At 45.1% G+C, this 16,184-nt stretch carries 13 protein-coding genes; 7 read left to right on the plus strand and 6 right to left on the minus strand.

Translation table 11 applies throughout. The features are described 5' to 3' along the window. Both AC1DXF_RS28960 and AC1DXF_RS28965 read left to right on the plus strand, forming a co-directional pair. Window positions 1-235 (plus strand): transposase (locus tag AC1DXF_RS28960; RefSeq protein WP_477449266.1); only part of this gene is annotated, 235 nt, incomplete at its 5' end. A 145-nt stretch (window positions 236-380) separates the two neighbouring features. Continuing rightward, on the plus strand, window positions 381-1,670 hold the full coding sequence (locus AC1DXF_RS28965; protein WP_477452171.1) for an esterase-like activity of phytase family protein: 1,290 nt from the start codon (window positions 381-383) through the stop codon (window positions 1,668-1,670). Between the two features lie 155 nt (window positions 1,671-1,825). Here the strand turns inward: AC1DXF_RS28965 and AC1DXF_RS28970 are convergent, their stop codons facing one another. Continuing rightward, window positions 1,826-2,608, minus strand: a complete 783-nt coding sequence (locus AC1DXF_RS28970; RefSeq protein WP_477452172.1) for a lytic transglycosylase domain-containing protein — start codon at window positions 2,606-2,608, stop codon at window positions 1,826-1,828. A gap of 230 nt (window positions 2,609-2,838) precedes the next feature. Between AC1DXF_RS28970 and AC1DXF_RS28975 the strand changes: the two genes are divergently transcribed. After that, window positions 2,839-4,368: a pseudouridine synthase gene (locus AC1DXF_RS28975; RefSeq protein WP_477452173.1), complete on the plus strand. Its 1,530-nt coding sequence runs from the start codon at window positions 2,839-2,841 to the stop codon at window positions 4,366-4,368. Window positions 4,369-4,635: 267 nt separating this feature from the next. Here AC1DXF_RS28975 and AC1DXF_RS28980 read toward each other — a convergent pair whose 3' ends face one another. Further along, window positions 4,636-7,197: an OstA-like protein gene (locus tag AC1DXF_RS28980; RefSeq protein ID WP_477452174.1), complete on the minus strand. Its 2,562-nt coding sequence runs from the start codon at window positions 7,195-7,197 to the stop codon at window positions 4,636-4,638. A 51-nt stretch (window positions 7,198-7,248) separates the two neighbouring features. On the opposite strand from AC1DXF_RS28980, the gene tilS reads away from it, so the two are divergent. Beyond that, window positions 7,249-8,586 carry a tRNA lysidine(34) synthetase TilS gene (gene tilS / locus AC1DXF_RS28985; protein ID WP_477452175.1) on the plus strand — a complete coding sequence of 446 codons (1,338 nt, stop codon included), beginning with the start codon at window positions 7,249-7,251 and terminating at the stop codon, window positions 8,584-8,586. Continuing rightward, the gene (locus AC1DXF_RS28990) at window positions 8,583-9,065 is read left to right on the plus strand and encodes a hypothetical protein (RefSeq protein WP_477452176.1); all 483 of its coding nucleotides are present in this window, start codon (window positions 8,583-8,585) and stop codon (window positions 9,063-9,065) included. The genes tilS and AC1DXF_RS28990 overlap by 4 nt, the downstream gene beginning before the upstream one ends. A 77-nt stretch (window positions 9,066-9,142) precedes the next feature. On the opposite strand, the gene AC1DXF_RS28995 is transcribed toward AC1DXF_RS28990, so the two are convergent. After that, window positions 9,143-9,832: a CPBP family intramembrane glutamic endopeptidase gene (locus AC1DXF_RS28995; RefSeq protein WP_477452177.1), complete on the minus strand. Its 690-nt coding sequence runs from the start codon at window positions 9,830-9,832 to the stop codon at window positions 9,143-9,145. Window positions 9,833-10,213: 381 nt separating this feature from the next. Beyond that, window positions 10,214-11,095, minus strand: coding sequence for a LysR substrate-binding domain-containing protein (locus AC1DXF_RS29000; RefSeq protein ID WP_477452178.1), 882 nt, complete (start codon window positions 11,093-11,095; stop codon window positions 10,214-10,216). Window positions 11,096-11,238: 143 nt separating this feature from the next. On the opposite strand from AC1DXF_RS29000, the gene AC1DXF_RS29005 reads away from it, so the two are divergent. Beyond that, complete coding sequence (locus AC1DXF_RS29005) at window positions 11,239-12,477, plus strand: MFS transporter (protein ID WP_477452179.1); 1,239 nt, start codon at window positions 11,239-11,241, stop codon at window positions 12,475-12,477. Here the strand turns inward: AC1DXF_RS29005 and AC1DXF_RS29010 are convergent. Together AC1DXF_RS29010 and AC1DXF_RS29015 are read right to left on the minus strand one after the other, a co-directional pair. After that, window positions 12,461-13,006 carry an STM3941 family protein gene (locus tag AC1DXF_RS29010; protein ID WP_477452180.1) on the minus strand — a complete coding sequence of 182 codons (546 nt, stop codon included), beginning with the start codon at window positions 13,004-13,006 and terminating at the stop codon, window positions 12,461-12,463. The two genes, AC1DXF_RS29005 and AC1DXF_RS29010, sit on opposite strands and share 17 nt — an antisense overlap. A gap of 43 nt (window positions 13,007-13,049) precedes the next feature. Further along, a complete protein-coding gene (locus AC1DXF_RS29015; protein ID WP_477452181.1) occupies window positions 13,050-14,012 on the minus strand; it encodes an isopenicillin N synthase family dioxygenase in 963 nt (320 codons plus the stop codon). A gap of 487 nt (window positions 14,013-14,499) precedes the next feature. Here AC1DXF_RS29015 and AC1DXF_RS29020 point away from each other — a divergent pair. Further along, window positions 14,500-16,184, plus strand: a 1,685-nt coding sequence (locus tag AC1DXF_RS29020) for a DUF6600 domain-containing protein (RefSeq protein ID WP_477452182.1), incomplete at its 3' end; no start/stop codon positions are given.

Here is a 16,184-nt window from a genome sequence, read left to right on the forward strand (position 1 = left end):
AAATATCCGGCGACATTGGGCGATAGAAAACAAGCTGCATTGGACGCTTGACGTTGTCTTTCACGAAGATGCCGACAGAAAAAGGAACAAACACGCAGCCCAAAACTTTTCCCTGATCAATAAGGTAGCTTTAAATATACTTAAAAATGATCAAACGAAGAACATCAGTATCCGAAGAAAAAAGAACATTGCCGCATGGGATCTTAAATATTTACTTATGCTACTGAAATTTTAATGCGTTTGCCCTGTCGGCACGAAACGTTATTTGACGTAAAAACAACAGCGCTAACTTACGCTGTTGTTTCAAGTTGTTTTTAAGTTAATCATATGTTTACAACACTGGGGTTTATTTGCAGAATTAATAACTAACCTTTTATCTGATGAGAAAATTACTCCCCTTTGTTTGTATGGCTGCCACATTAGGCTTCCAGGCTTGTAAAAAAGACAAGTCTACAACCACCATCACCTACCCCGACATGGCTGAAGCCACAAACCCGGCATTGCTGATGACGACAGCTACTGGTGTGAAAGTTTATAACGGCGGTTTTGGCTCCGCTGTTGCTGCCGACCCAAAGGACCCATCGGTATTTTATTTACTTACCGATCGGGGGCCGAACGTTGCCGGTACAATTGCCAATTCTATCATTATTGGTAAACCCGATTTCGATCCTCAAATAGGCAAATTCAGATTAAAGGATAATAAGCTGGTATTGGAACAAACTATTGAATTAAAAAATGCAGCCGGGGCTAAACTTAACGGCCTGCCAAACCCGGCTGGAATGGGTGCCACCGGAGAGGTTCCTTATGATCTTTCCGGCACGCAGCTTAGCCCAAGCGCAGATGGTATTGACTCTGAAGGACTGGCTCTGGCATCTGACGGTTCTTTCTGGATTAGCGACGAATATGGCCCCCACATTGTACATTTTGATGCAACCGGGCGAACAATAGAACGCATAAATCCATTCGGTACGGGTACGGGCGGGCGTAAAATACCGTTTGTGTTTGCTAAACGCAAAGCCAATCGCGGGATGGAGGGCCTTACAATTACACCAGATGGTAAAACACTGGTAGGCATTATGCAATCGCCAATGTATAATCCAACAAAGGCAGCCGTAAGCAATTCATTGGTATTGCGCATTTTAACTTTTGATATTGCTACCGGTGCAACCAAACAGTACATCTATTTAATGGAAAATGCATCACTCACAGGTTGCAGCGAAATACTGGCTGTAAATGCCACCACATTTTTAACCATTGAACGCGACGGTAATTATGGCGGCGCGCCAACCAACCCCGCAACTTTTAAAAAGATATTTAAAGTTGACCTGGCAAATGCCACCGATGTTTCTGATGCTGCAAACGGCGAAACCGGCAAGCTATACGGCGGTAAAACCGTTGAAGAGTTAAAAGACATTGCCGGTTTAACTACTGCAGGAATTACCCCGGTTAAAAAAACAGTTGTACTTGATCTTTTAAAAGATCTCCCAACCGTTTACCCGCATGATAAATGTGAAGGTATAACTTTATTACCCGGCAACATCCTGGTGATATCAAATGACGATGATTTTGGTGTAACCGATAACGGGGCAAGCGGTTTTATGGCAAAAATACTTCCGGGTACGGGCACAGTTGACCATAACTCGCTCTACTTTAAAAAGATAACCCTGTAGTTAGTTAAATGACCACAAAAAAAGCCGATCCTCCACCCGGGAAGATCGGCTTTAAAGTGCTCCGTAAAATTTAATTATTGAGGGGCTAACCTATTGATTTAGCTAAAAGATTAATTCAATCACTAATTCACTAACCCGCCAATTCACTAATTGACTTAATTAAAGGCTAACAGTTGTGTTGTGGGGGGGATAACAATATAATCCTTATACCCAAACCTCTTTGGCTGTTCGATAATTGCTTTCATGGCAATAAGCTTGTAGATGTATGAACCGGTTTCGCGGTTCAGGCTTAAGCGAAAATAATTATCCTCGTTTTGCTTATTAATAGCTCGTTCCATTTTAATAGAGCCATTGTTGTAAGCAGCGGCAGCCAGCGTCCAGCTGTTAAACTCACCGTATAGTTCTTTAATATACTTGCAGGCCGCGATGGTTGACTTACGTACATTTTGACGTTCATCAACACCGTGCCCCACCTTAAGGCCATAAGTACGCGCGGTACCGGCCATAAACTGCCATAAGCCCGATGCCCCTTTGGAAGAAGTGCCGCTTTTAAGGCCCGATTCAACCAGTGGAATGTACTTAAAATCATCAGGGATGCCATAAAACTTTAAAATCGGCTCAATAATAGGGAACAGAATTTCGGCCTTGCGGTGCAGCAAGGTTGACTGAACACTTTTAAAAGAATGTTGGCTGAGCGATTTGTTGAGTTTTCTTGTAACTCTGGCATCGTTAACAGGTAAAGCTTCGTCGGCAAAATTATAGGCAGCCGCAGTGCTTTTAATAAAAATAAATTTCGAGGTCCGATGGCTTAATTTGGCCGGTTTTGCAACCGTTTCAGCAATTGTTGTGCTGTAAATATTAAGCTTTGAAATGAGGGCCAGCACCAGGATTACGGAGCACGTAAGTAAGTGTTTTTTAATCATTTCTTTTTTTATCATTAACTATACATTAGGTAAAATGTGCTGCAAAGGTAAGTCATACGAATCACATAATCAAATACTTAGCATTTTGCCAACTTTTTTAGCATGGGTTTTCGGTTCAAAAACCGTGTTTAAAACCGTTTAAACCGTGATTTTGTTTGCCGATATTTTTTTGATTTTTTTAATTAAAGTATGCCAAAAAAGCGTAACTTTGACCCTCACGCTGCGAAAGCGCTAAACAAAAAAATATGGTATTTAAGAGACCAACAGGTAGTCGCGATGACAGGCCAGGAAAATCAACTGGCAGAAGTTCAAGAGGCGACGATAAGCCAAAAAGACCGGCAACCGCAAAAGGTAAAGCCACTCCGGACGGAGAAAAGAAAAAACTATCCAGACCGGATAAACCATTCCAAAGCAACAGGTTCAGTGACGATAAGCCCAAAAGCAATTTTAGGGACAGTGCATCATCTGGCGATAAAAAATCATCAGGAAGATCAAAGCCATACTCTGGCAGGCCAACTACCGGAGATGACAAACCTAAAAGCAATTTCAGGGATAGTGCATCACCTAGCGATAAAAAAAGCTTTTCGCCACGCAGCAAGCCGTACTCTGGCAGGCCAACAGGCGGCGATTTTGAAGACAGGCCAAAAAGAACATTCGGTGCAGGCTCATCGGCCAGCGGCGAAAGAAAGCCTTACTCCGGCCGTCCAACTTCGGGCGAAGGTGAAGAAAGACCCAAAAGGAACTTTGGCGGAAGCAGTGCCGGCGAAAAGAAACCATACTCCTCTCCACGCACTCGTACCTCCAGCACCGATTTTGGCGATAAGCCAAAAAGAAGTTTTGGCGCAGGTGCAGAAAGATCAACAGACAAAAAATTTGGCGAAAGGCCCGAAGGCGGATTTAAGAAACGCGAAGGCAGTTTTTCGAAAGATAAACCGGCTTACAATGCGGACAAGCCACAACGTAAGCCTACTTACGATAAGATAACCAAAGATACCAGCGCGCCCGAAAGGACCATGCGCGGCCGTAAAAAACCAGCCGAAACCAAAACTAAGGATGATGGCCTTATCCGCCTTAACCGTTATATATCAAATGCAGGCATCTGTTCTCGCCGTAAGGCCGACGAACTGATCATTGCAGGTGTGGTATCTGTAAATGGAGTGGTTGTTGACGAACTGGGTGCCAAAATTGATCCCCGTAAGGATGAGATCAAATATAACGGCGAAACCCTGCGTCGCGAAAAAATGGTTTATGTGTTATTAAATAAGCCAAAGGATTATATTACCACAACCGAAGATCCCCAGGAACGCCGTACTGTAATGCACCTGGTTGAAAAAGCAACCAAAGAGCGCATTTACCCAATTGGCCGTTTAGACAGGAACACCACCGGGTTATTATTAATGACCAACGATGGCGACCTTGCCGATAAACTATCGCACCCACGCAGCAACATCAGTAAACTATACCAGGTTGAATTAAGTAAAGCTTTATCACAAGGCGATTTGAATAAGATCACTTATGGTATTGAGCTGGAAGATGGTTTGATAAAACCCGATTCGGTATCGTATGTTGCCGGTGCATCAAAACGCGAGGTAGGCATCCAGATTCACAGCGGTAAAAACCGCGTGGTGCGCCGAATTTTTGAAAGCCTTGGTTACGAAGTTGTAAAGCTTGACAGGGTGGTTTATGCCAATCTCACCAAAAAGGATCTTCCCCGCGGCCGCTACCGCCATTTGGAAGAAAGCGAGATCATCCAGCTTAAACACCTGATAAAATAATATAAAACGCCCCGCTAAACATCGGGGCGTTTTTGTTAACTTGCTTTTATAATGTTAACATTCAGCCCAAAAGGCTTACTTACACCGGTAACTATTATACCCTCATTTTTAGATGAGTTTGAAGCCGGATCTTCGGCAGCATTTACAGGCTAATTGGCCAAGCCACCTTTTCAGTATGGCCCTTTTATCCGCTTTTCGGCAATTAGCAAATTTACCCCTCCATTTTTAAACAGGCTCTTATAGCTTTATCGTCGAACCAACGTTAAACTAATTCGCTGCGGGAGTTTTAACCGTATCCTTAACCGGCGCAACAGGTTTTACTACCGCAGGGATTTTAATGCTGTCCTTACCTGCTTTAATGCCCTTAACCCTGGAGGTATCCGTCTTTAGCAAGCTATCCTTCCCGGTTGTCAATTGCTTTTTCAAACTATCCGTAGGCGCACCTTTAAGCGAAGCCGCGCCTTTTACATTAGCCGGCTTGCTTTTTACATTAGCCTTATTCCCGGCCGTCTTCGCCGGCGTTTTACGGCGCGATGGAATGATGGATTCTTTTGATACCGGCCTATCCTTGGGTTTCCAGATAAAGCCTTTCAATATCTTATCATCATCAACCACCTTTTTCAGTGGCAGGTACTTGTTTTCGGGCTTAATAAGTAGGCGTATATTGGCAACCTTACTGTTTTTAAATGATATCACCATGCGGCTGCTTAATGATCGTTCTATCCCCTCAACCACATTGGTAGCGCTATCCCGCTTAAAGTAAATACTTTCGGCATTGCCAACGGTATACAACTTATCCATTTTATCGTTTTTAAAGAAGCCGCGCATTTTTTTGCCGCCCATTTGGTTAAAATGCAACGAATCGTCCTTCTCCAAATTCACCACAAAGGCCGAAGGGAACAGTTCCATATTATCCATCTTCTTGTTCCGCATCTGCACGTAAATGGTATCGCCTGATAGCTGCGAGCCTTGCGTCCAAAACATGGGCTGTACGTAACAACGGATGGTTGAGTCGGCATTACTGTAAAAAATCGAATCGGCCTTGCCCTGTAAATCCGATTTAAACAGCTTGGCATGATGGTGGGCTATCACCATCCTTACCCGGGCGGTATCCTTCAAATTAACCTCACGCTGGGCAAATACGGGGTCTTTTTTTAACTCTTCCCGGCGCACGCTGTCCTGCCTTGCTTTGCGAATGGCCGATAGCTTATCTTTTTTTATCTGCGCCGAATCCACCTTTATTTTAGGATGGCCAAAAAAATCACGGTGCCGGTAAGTTGTATCCCTGGGGATAGATAGCCCTCTTGCAACCAGTTTTTTTTCGGTTTTTTTGTTTTCAATGATCTGTTTTCTTGCGGCGGCCGATGTATCCCTAACGTAGGCGTAAGCCAGGCGTTGTTTTTCCTGGTATAGCTTCTGGTTTTTGTAGGTCAATATCTGGGTTTCCAGCGTATCGGCAGTCATGTAAACCGAATCTACCTTTACCTTAGCCGCTTTTGTGGTATCCTTAGGCGCCGGCAAGCTTTTGCCGGGTTTGCTGCCGGGTTTTATGGCTGCCGCTACCTGCGCCAGGTTATTCATCTGTTTTTTGGCATCGCCGGGGTTAATGTTTTTGGCTTGCGCAGAGATTTTCTTTATCGCCGAATCTGCTTTAGCCGAATCTCTTTTTGTGAGGTTGGGTTTTATTTGCCCTGCTATGTTTACCAGGTCGCTAACGTTTTTTAGCTGGTCTGGCGTAACTGTCTTATTAGGCACAGCCATTTTACGTACGGCGGAATCCAACCGGGCCGAATCTCTTTTTGAAACCAAACCATTGGGCTTAATATTGCCGGCCAGGTTTTCCATGTTGGTTATTTTCATGGTATTCGGCGGGGCTTTCATTGCTTTGGTTTTGTTTTTGGCTACAGGCGCGGGCGGCGGTACCGAATCGGTTTTGGTGGTATCCTTTTGCTCGGTAACCAATATCATGTAGGCATTTTGAGTAACAATAGTGCGTTCATCGGCCCTGAAATAAGTGGCCAAATCGCCCTTCATGGTTATTTTTTGTTCCCTATCGGTAAAAGTGATGTTTTTAACCGCACGGCCATATCCTTTTAACTTATCATAAAACAAGCTATCACCTTTTAATGATTTGGTGCCTTGCTTATAGTGGTTTTTTTTGCCGAAAAAAGCCTGCTCGGTAACGGTATTATACAGGCCGTTTTCGGTATACAGGGTGTCTTTGTCTTTTTTACCGTAAATATTGGTAGGGCCATAAAAATAAGCAATACGGCTACCCGTGTTGTACTTCATCGTATCGGTTTTAATAATGGCATCAACTGTAGTTAAAACCACATCATACCTAAAGTACGAATCGCGCGAGAGTGCAAAATAATACCCGTTTTTGCTGGTAAGCACATTATCCTTATTAATCAGCTTACCGCCATTGGTGTACGTACCAATGCGGGTTGCGGTATTGTACGTTAAATAATTGGTGGTAAGGGTAGCGTCTTTATCAACCATCTTAACATTGTCGGTAAGGATGGCCAGTTTGGTATTACCATTATAGTTTAACTTATCTGCGAAGATGTTGAGCGTATCGCCCTGGTTTATGTTAACATTACTAAAAGCATCAAAGGCATTATCCTGCGGATAAAAATAGGCGCTATCTGATTTTAGGATGGAATAATCCTGTTTAAAAACCCCTTTATAAACCTTAATAACATCGCGGCCATTTATCTTTGTGCCCGTGCTGCTTTCCGATTGTATCAGGTTTACAATTGATTTTTTTTGGCCCATAACCGTAGCCGCCATCATCAATAACAAAAAGCTTAAAACGTATTTTCTCACTGGGGCAAAATTAGTTTTTTGTTGGGGTTATTAAATTAATAATTTTGATGAATGCTACCAGTTGCCCGGTTTGTTAATTTTATTGAACAAAATGCCCTGTTTGCGCCCGGCACTAAGGTTTTGGCTGCTGTAAGCGGTGGTACCGATTCTGTTTTAATGAGCCACCTGTTAAAGGCCTCCGGCATAAATTTCGGCATTGCCCACTGTAATTTCCAGTTACGCGGCGATGAAGCCCTGCGCGACCAGGAGTTTTGCCAAAACCTGGCGCTTAAACTACGGGTGCCATTTCATACCATCAATTTTGATACCACGGCTTATGCAGCCGCCAACAAAATATCTATCCAGATGGCTGCCCGCGATTTGCGCTACCAATGGTTTGATACCTTAAGCCGGCAGCACCACTATCAGGCCATTGCGCTGGCACACCACCAAAACGATACTATCGAAACTATATTGTTAAACCTTACCCGGGGTACCGGCATTGCCGGCTTGCATGGCATATTGCCCAAAAACGGCGCGCTGGTACGCCCGTTGTTGTTTTTAACACGCGATGAAATAAATAAAATAGTAAGCGATGATAAACTGGATTTTGTTGAAGACAGCTCAAACGCATCGGCAAAGTACGCCCGTAATAAGATAAGGCTTGAGGTGATACCCCGGTTAAAGGAGCTTAACCCATCACTCGAAAAAACGTTTGAAAATAACCTGAAACATTTTCGCGATCTGGAACTCCTATTGGCAAACGAGGTAGCGGGGCTGCAGAAAACGATTGTGCGCCAGAACGCTGATGAAACCTTTTTGCTGGTTGCCGACGTTAAAAAATTAAATCCTGCCCGTTTGCTGCTGTTTAAGTTATTACAGGAATACGGATTTAACGAAACTGCCGTTGATGATGTGCTGTCGGTTTTGGATAAGCATCCGGGCAGAATATTTGAATCTGCTGAGTTTTTGCTGGTGCTTGACCGCGACAGGTTGATCATCAAACAAAAACAGGCCGAAGGGCCGGAAGCAGTAACCATACCTGTAAACGTGCACGAGATTTATTTTGGCGCATACAAGCTGAATTTATTGCGTGACGACAGCCCGCTGATTGTGAAGGATAACCCTATGGCTACAACAGTTGATGCCGGTTTGCTGGTGTACCCTTTAACAGTACGCACCTGGCAGGAGGGAGACTATTTTATCCCCATGGGGATGAAAGGCCGTAAAAAACTGAGCGATTATTTTATCAACCAAAAGTTATCGCTACATCAAAAAAAAGAAGTCCCGCTGTTGGTGAACGGCAACGGCGATATTATTTGGGTGGGCGGTTACCGGTTGGATGAAAGGTATAAAGTAAACAATAACACTAAAAAAGTTACTATCTTCGAATTGTACAAACTATCATGAACGAGAAAGCTGTATTTGTAGAAAAGCAATACCTGGGCAGGGAATTTATCCCCATTACCATACGCCTTGTTTTGGCCATGTTTTGCTTTGCCGCATACTTTTTTACCGACGAAAGCGAACATAACGGCAACCTGCTGGTGCTGGTTGGTTTTGCCATTATCATCATCTCCATCATTATGGGCTTTTTACTCCACTACAGTACAACAGTGGAAAACAAGAGCATCCGGCTGGCCGGTTTGTGGACTGCCCGCGTGGTAAAAATTGATCTTAACAGCATTGTAAAGGCCGAAAAAGGCCTGTACAGTCGCTACCTGTTTAATAACCCGGTGTATAACCTGCACACCAAGGGTACCATACGTTTTTACGCCGCCGGTAACGACGCGGTGCATTTAACCGATAGGGATGGCATGGTATACATCATAGGATCGCAGCATGTAAATGAATTTCTGCGCGCGATAAGGGAAGAGATGAAAAAGTAGGCACACGAACAGGAACGAATTTATTCGAATTGCACGAATTTTTTAAGGCGGGATCCAGGATTGCTTAGCGTTCTATGCTAATGTTTGATAAGGCTTGTTATAAACATCGCGTTCAAATCTATCAGCAAATGGCAAATAATAAGTATTTTAATGTTGCGGTATTTGTAATAATGATAGCCAAAAATCAACCCTATAAATAAAGGCACCAATATATTTATTAAAGTACCATAACCCCAATGACCCAACGCAAATATTGCCGACGATATAATTACCGGCCAGTGTCCGCTTTTAAAAAACAGTTTTAACCGGGGTATCATATAGCCCCTGAATATCAATTCTTCCAAAACCCCTGCCGTAATGATTCCCAGTAATTTTACCGGCGTGCTCATGTTTCGCATCAAGGTAATAGCTGCGCTGAATTTTAACAGGTCGAGCCGTTTTAGTGTGAGGCCAATAATGGCCGAACCAAATACGATGATTAGTAAAATTACAATTACCGATAAAAGGTAATAGCCAACCGAATAGCGTTCATCGTCCCACAAAAGGAGGCGCTGCCGCTCGGCTTTGCTAACATATACTAAGATAATTACAAAACACAGCCAAAAAAATAAGCGGGATATAACAAACCTGGTATCTAACGACAGGCCAGGCCCAGCTAAAATTGAAAAAACTTTTGACCCTACCGAAAAGCACAGAAATAAAACAGCACTTAATATAAGGCCATAAATTATGGTAACGCGCGGGTTTTTCGTGACGAGCTGTGTCATTTGGGGCGTTAGGCTTGTTTTATCAATTATACTAAAAATATTTGGCAGTAAGCTGCCCCATCCTATGCTTGTATCCTCACAGGCATCTTCTTCGCGGCGGTTACTCCTAATTCCGTCCGATGCGCCGGAAATGCATTTGGATTAGTAGCCTGTAGGGACATAGACCGCGGGAAAAGTATATATTCCTTAAATTTAAGCTTTTTCCTACGTAAGGTGAGTTACTTATAAAGTGGTGTGCATGCGCCGTAGGTGCAACCTGTTTGTAGAAAAAAGTCCTCCCCATGTTTGCCTCGTAGAGGCTACCCTAACAACGCCCTTATAAACCCTCCATTTCGCTACCTGATTTATAGAAATAGGCTGCAAATATGGCCGCGCAAATCATTACTCATTCCCCATAACCTCCACCAATTGCTCAATAAATAATATGGCGGCCTTTTTGCGGTAAACGCCTTTTTGCCACAGGATGTATGATTGCCTTTTGATGCCTTTGGCGATGATGGGTACTGCGGCCACTTTATGCCAGCCTATTAAAGCTTTTTCGTTAAGTACGGTTGCCCAGTGGCCATCCTGTATCAGCGATAGCAGCGAGTGCACATCGTTCAGCTCGATCCTGATATTGGGTACTATCTTGTTTTTATAAAACAGGGCGTTGATAAAGTCGCGCGAGCTAAAACCTTTGCCGGGCAATATCAGTTCCTGCCGGGCCAGTTCTTCTAGGCTTATTTGTTCCAGTTTGGCCAGCGGGTTGTTTTTGGCAACCACCATCACAATACTGCTGCTAAAAAGCACCTGCATCTCCAGGTCTTCATCGTCGGATTGGTTGTGGAATGCCAGGATCATATCCAGCTCGGCCAGCCGCAGCTTCTTTTCCAGCTCTTCAGGGCTGCCGTAGGTTATAAATATTTTGATGCCGGGATATTTATTGGAGAATGGGGCCAGGGCCGGCAGCAGCAACGAGGTAAACGCGTACGAAACGCCCAGGTTAAGTTCGCCGGTGGCGGCGTTATTGAGTTCGGTAATGGCCTGTTTACCTTTTTGTACCTCGTTTAATATTTTGCTGGCGTGGGTTAAAAATATATGGCCGGCTTCGGTAATGCGTACATGGCGGCCAATCCTGTCAAACAGCAGCATACCCAACTCATCTTCCAGCTGCTTTATTTGTTGCGATAATGTGCTTTGGGTGATAAATACAGCGGCGGCAGCCTCGGTGAAATTCATCGTCTCGGCCGCTTTAACAAAATATTGCAATTGCCTCATCTCCATAATCAATCGGTTTTATCTATCAAATTCATTAAAACAATCTATTTTACAAATATATCATTAAGGCCGATATTTGCATCAGAAACAATTTCAATAGTCTTACATTAAGATCTCACCTGAACTTGCTTGGTTTTATGATTGAATAAATGAATATTTTCCGCTCCTTAAAGTACCGTAATTTCAAGTTGTTTTTTTACGGCCAGTCTATTTCTCTTATTGGCACCTGGATGCAAAAAACAGCCGTTAGCTGGCTGGTTTACCGGCTCACCGGGTCGGCATTATTGCTCGGGATAGTTAGTTTTGTAAGCCTTATCCCATCATTAATATTAGCGCCTTATGCGGGTAGTATTGTAGATAGGCATAACCGCTATCGCATATTGGTTATTACGCAGGTAGTATCCATGTTGCAGGCGGGCGCGCTGGCGTTTTTAATATTGTTTAAGTTTTATAATATCCCAGCCATCATCGGCCTAAGCCTGGTGCAGGGTATTATTAATGCCTTTGATATTACCTGCCGCCAGTCTATCATGGTTGAGATGGTTGACAATAAGGCCGACTTGCCCAACGCCATCGCCTTAAACTCCACCATGACCAATTTTGCCCGTATAGCGGGGCCGGCCGTAGCGGGTATCATTTTAAGCACCTTTGGCGAAGATGTTTGTTTCTTCGGCAACTTTTTAAGTTATATACCGGTGCTGGCCTGTTTGTTTATGATGAAGCTGAACACCGCGGTAATTGGCAAACCACAAAAAGGCATCTGGCAGGAGTTGCAGGATGGTTTCAAATACGTATCCGGCGACCGCGACCTGAGCAGCCTGATATTGATGCTTACCGTAAGCAGCCTGTTTGTGATACCCTTTAATACCCTGATGCCTATTTTTGCTAAAGACATTTTTAACGGCGATGCTAAAACGTTTAGCTGGTTTGAGAGCGCCGCCGGCATTGGGTCGGTTATCAGCGCTGTTTACCTGGCCAATTTAAAAACAGATAAAAACCTGGTCAGGATAATTATAGTAGCCGGCCTTATTTTTGGCACAAGCGTGCTGATGGTGGCTTATGCCGGCAAATTGCCCTTTGCGCTCATATTTATGAGTTTTACCGGTTTGGGGATGATGGCACAAACATCGGCCATTAACACTTACATCCAAACACATGCCATACCTGCCATGCGTGCCAGGGCTATCAGCTACTATGTAATGGCCTACCAGGGAATGATCCCGGTAGGCAGCCTGATGGTGGGCTGGCTGGCCAATGAACTTGGCCCAAGACAAGCCGTTTTTATTGAAGGCGCAATTGGCCTGTTGGCAACCGGAGTTTTTGTTTTGTATAAAAGAAGGCAGGGGATTGAAGGGAACGTTGGCGGAAAGGCTATGCTGGCGAAGTAAAAGCCTTAACAGCAGATTGCCTTTCTAACAATAGCTGCAACAGTTTGCCTGAATCAATTTTTAGCGTTACGCAGCTGATGGAAATGGGTGTCCCATATTGGCTTTGGCTCATTCGCATCAACTTTTGTTTCCACTGGCTTTGTCTACTTATTACATCTTCGGCATTGTTTATGAAAACCAGTATCAGTTTGGTACGCTCAATTTCAATCAGCCTAAAGCTGGTTACGTTTTCCCATGGGATGAATTGCGGCTTGCCGAAACCCGAAGCATCGAGGATGCCATGGTCGTCGATTATTAACCCTGGGTATTTAGCAATCAGCTTTTTAACGCCCATTATTATGCATAGTCCAAAAAACATTAAACCCATTATTGAAACTACCTTCAAAACCAAAGGGGGCCAATTTGTTTGAGTATCGGCAATGGAATAGATCCATATTGATCCCAGGACAAAGGAAAGTGATCCTAAAATAATAAATAACGATTTAGTTTTGTTTATTTTGATTTCTATGGGAAGATTGGGCTCTTTCATCTTTTAAGTATAAGCCCTCTCCAACCAGGAAAGGGCTTTCATATTACATCTTCAACCCAATTTCTCTCAATCGCTCGTCCAGGTACTCCCCGGCGGTAATGTCAGTGTATAATTTAGGGTGATCGGCATCAATGCACGATTCCAGGCTTGTTAAATCCATACCCGATTTTGGGTGCAGGAAGAAGGGTACCGAAAAACGGGAGAACTTCATCAGTTCGCGCGGCGGGTTTACTACCCTATGCGTGGTCGATTTCAATTTGTTATTGGTTAGGCGTTGCAGCATATCGCCTACATTTACCACCAAATCCTCGCCATGTGCCTTAACCGGGAACCAGGTACCTTCGCGGGTAAGCAGTTCAAGGCCATCGGCGCTGGCGCCTATTAAAAGCGTAATCAGGTTAATATCCTCATGTGCCCCGGCACGTACCGCGTCGTCAGGAACAGAATCGGGATCAGTAATCGGGAAATAATGCAGGGTACGCAATATCGAGTTGCCGTTGTGCACCTTATCGTCAAAATAATTTTCGGGCAGGTTTAAATACACCGCAATAGCCTGCAGCAGGTGCTTGCCGGCATCTTCCAGCTTTTTATACACCTCCAGGGTGGTAACGTTAAATGAGGGCAGCTCATCAACAGCTACGTTATCGGGGTAAATATCTTTTATCGGGTCGCCATCGGTTACGGTCTGGCCTATCTGCCAAAACTCCTTCAGGTCGGGAGTCTTGAAGCCTTTGGCGGTTTCCTTACCCTTGCCGGTATAGCCACGCTGGCCGGCCAGGCCGGGAATCTCGTACTTTTGTTTTATCTCATCGGGCAGCGCAAAAAGGGTCTTAACCTGGGTATAAAGGTCATCTATCAATTGTTTGCTTAAGCCGTGATTGGTGATGGTAACAAAGCCTGTTTGGTTAAAGGCCGCACCAATATTGTCCGAAAATTGCTTGCGGTCGGCAGCAGTGCCGTTTATATAATCGTTAAGATCAAGTCGTGGAATGTTTACTGTGCTCATAGTTGTAGCGTAATGGTATTAAAAGGTAAAACTATTTAATTTTTAACATAGCATTTGCAAAGTGTTGATAAAAAGTTGTTTGCTGGCGGGCGGACATGTAGAGGTATAAAATTTGCGAAACTATGAAGGGGAAGAAGGGGAAATAACGTATATCGCATGGCGGCGAAGACTCACCCGGCTGGGCTATGGCCGCCACCTCTCTTCGGCTTCGCCAGAAAGAGGGGTTTGGAGGCTGTAAATAACAATTTGTTGATTAAAAGCGAATTAGCAATCAAGAAATGACTTTCCACCGCAGGTGCAGTGAGGGGTGGCCTTAGCCTCGCCGGGCGGGTCTTTGACCGGCGTTCAACCGAAATGTTTGTGTAGCCCCTAACACGTCATAGCTAACAGCAAACCTGTTAAAACAATTTTTAATTTAAACGTTTTATATTCTGCATTGTCATACACATATACATCAATTATAAATTGACTATCAAACCCGATAAAAATGAAATATATTAATAGAATATGCGGTATAAGCTTAATAGCATTTTTGATAATGCTTGCCGCACCGAATATAAGCAAGGCCCAGGAGGGAGGTTATGTATCTGACCAGGAGTTTTATGACGATCTTGAACCTTACGGCACCTGGGTTGATGACCCGGAATACGGTAACGTATGGGTACCCGATGCCGAGGATGGTTTCAGGCCCTATGCAACACGCGGTCATTGGGTAGTAACTGATTATGGAAACACCTGGGTATCTGATTATCCATGGGGCTGGGCAACATTTCACTACGGACGCTGGCGTTATGATGATTATTACGGCTGGGAATGGATTCCGGGCCATGAATGGGCACCGGCATGGGTAAGCTGGCGCAGGGGTGGCGGTTATTACGGCTGGGCGCCGCTAAGGCCGGGTATCAGTATCAGTATTTCCTTTGGCAGCGGCTACAGGGTGCCCGATTATTATTGGGTATGCGCGCCGCAAAACTACATTAACAGCCCCAATATTTATAATTACTACGTGCCTCATACCCGGGTAGTAAATATTATAAACCGTACCACGGTTATCAACAATACCTACGTATATAATAACCGCACTTATGTAACCGGTCCAAGGGTTACCGAAATAAGGCGCGTTACGCGTAATAATAATGTACCGGTTTACAGGGTGGGTAACGATAGCAGGCCAAATGGCGGCGGCCGGATTGTAAATAATACCGTAAACATTTATAGGCCCCAAATAAAAAAAGCGCCTGATGCCAGGCCGGCAAGGGTTGTAAATGCGGCCGAATACCGCAAGGCAAACCCTAACCAGGGCATAGCTAACCGGGCGGGCGGACAGGCTACCATAAACCGCAATAATGCGGCACGGTTGGCGCAGGTTGCAAAAAGCAACGATGCCAAGTTTGTTAGGGTTAACAACAGCCGCCCTGCTGCACAACCAGGCCAACAACCAAACAACAGGCCCGCACAACAACCAAATGGAAGGCCAAACGACCAGCAAAATAAACAGCAGGCGGCCGAACAGGCAAGGCAGCAACGTACACAACAGCAAAACCAAGCCGTTCAGCAACGTGACCAGGCTGTTCAGCAACGAGAACAACAAGCTAAGCAGCAGCAGACACAACAGCAGCAACGCCAGCAGGAGGCAGCTCAGCAACGCGGGCAACAAGCTAAACAGCAACAACGCCAGCAGCGGGCAGTGCAGGAGCGTCAGCCACAGGCTCAGCAGCAGCAACGCCAGCAGCAAGCGGCACAGGAGCGTCAGCAACAACAGCAGGCCCAGCAGCAACAACGCCAGCAACAGGCAGCACAGGAGCGTCAACCACAGGCTCAGCAGCAACAACGTCAGCAGCAGGCAGCGCAGGAGCGTCAGCAACAACAGCAGGCACAGCAACAGCAACGCCAGCAACAGGCAGCGCAGGAGCGTCAGCAACAACAGCAGGCACAGCAGCAGCAACGCCAGCAACAGGCGGCACAGGAGCGTCAGCAACAACAGCAGGCCCAGCAGCAACAACGCCAGCAACAGGCAGCACAGGAGCGTCAGCAACAACAGCAGGCCCAGCAGCAACAACGCCAGCAACAGGCAGCACAGGAGCGTCAGCAACAACAGCAGGCACAGCAGCAGCAACGCCAGCAACAGGCGGCACAGCAGCGTCAGCAACAACAGCAGGCACAGCAGCAGCA

It is taken from the genome of Mucilaginibacter sp. P2_A5, assembly GCF_056404995.1.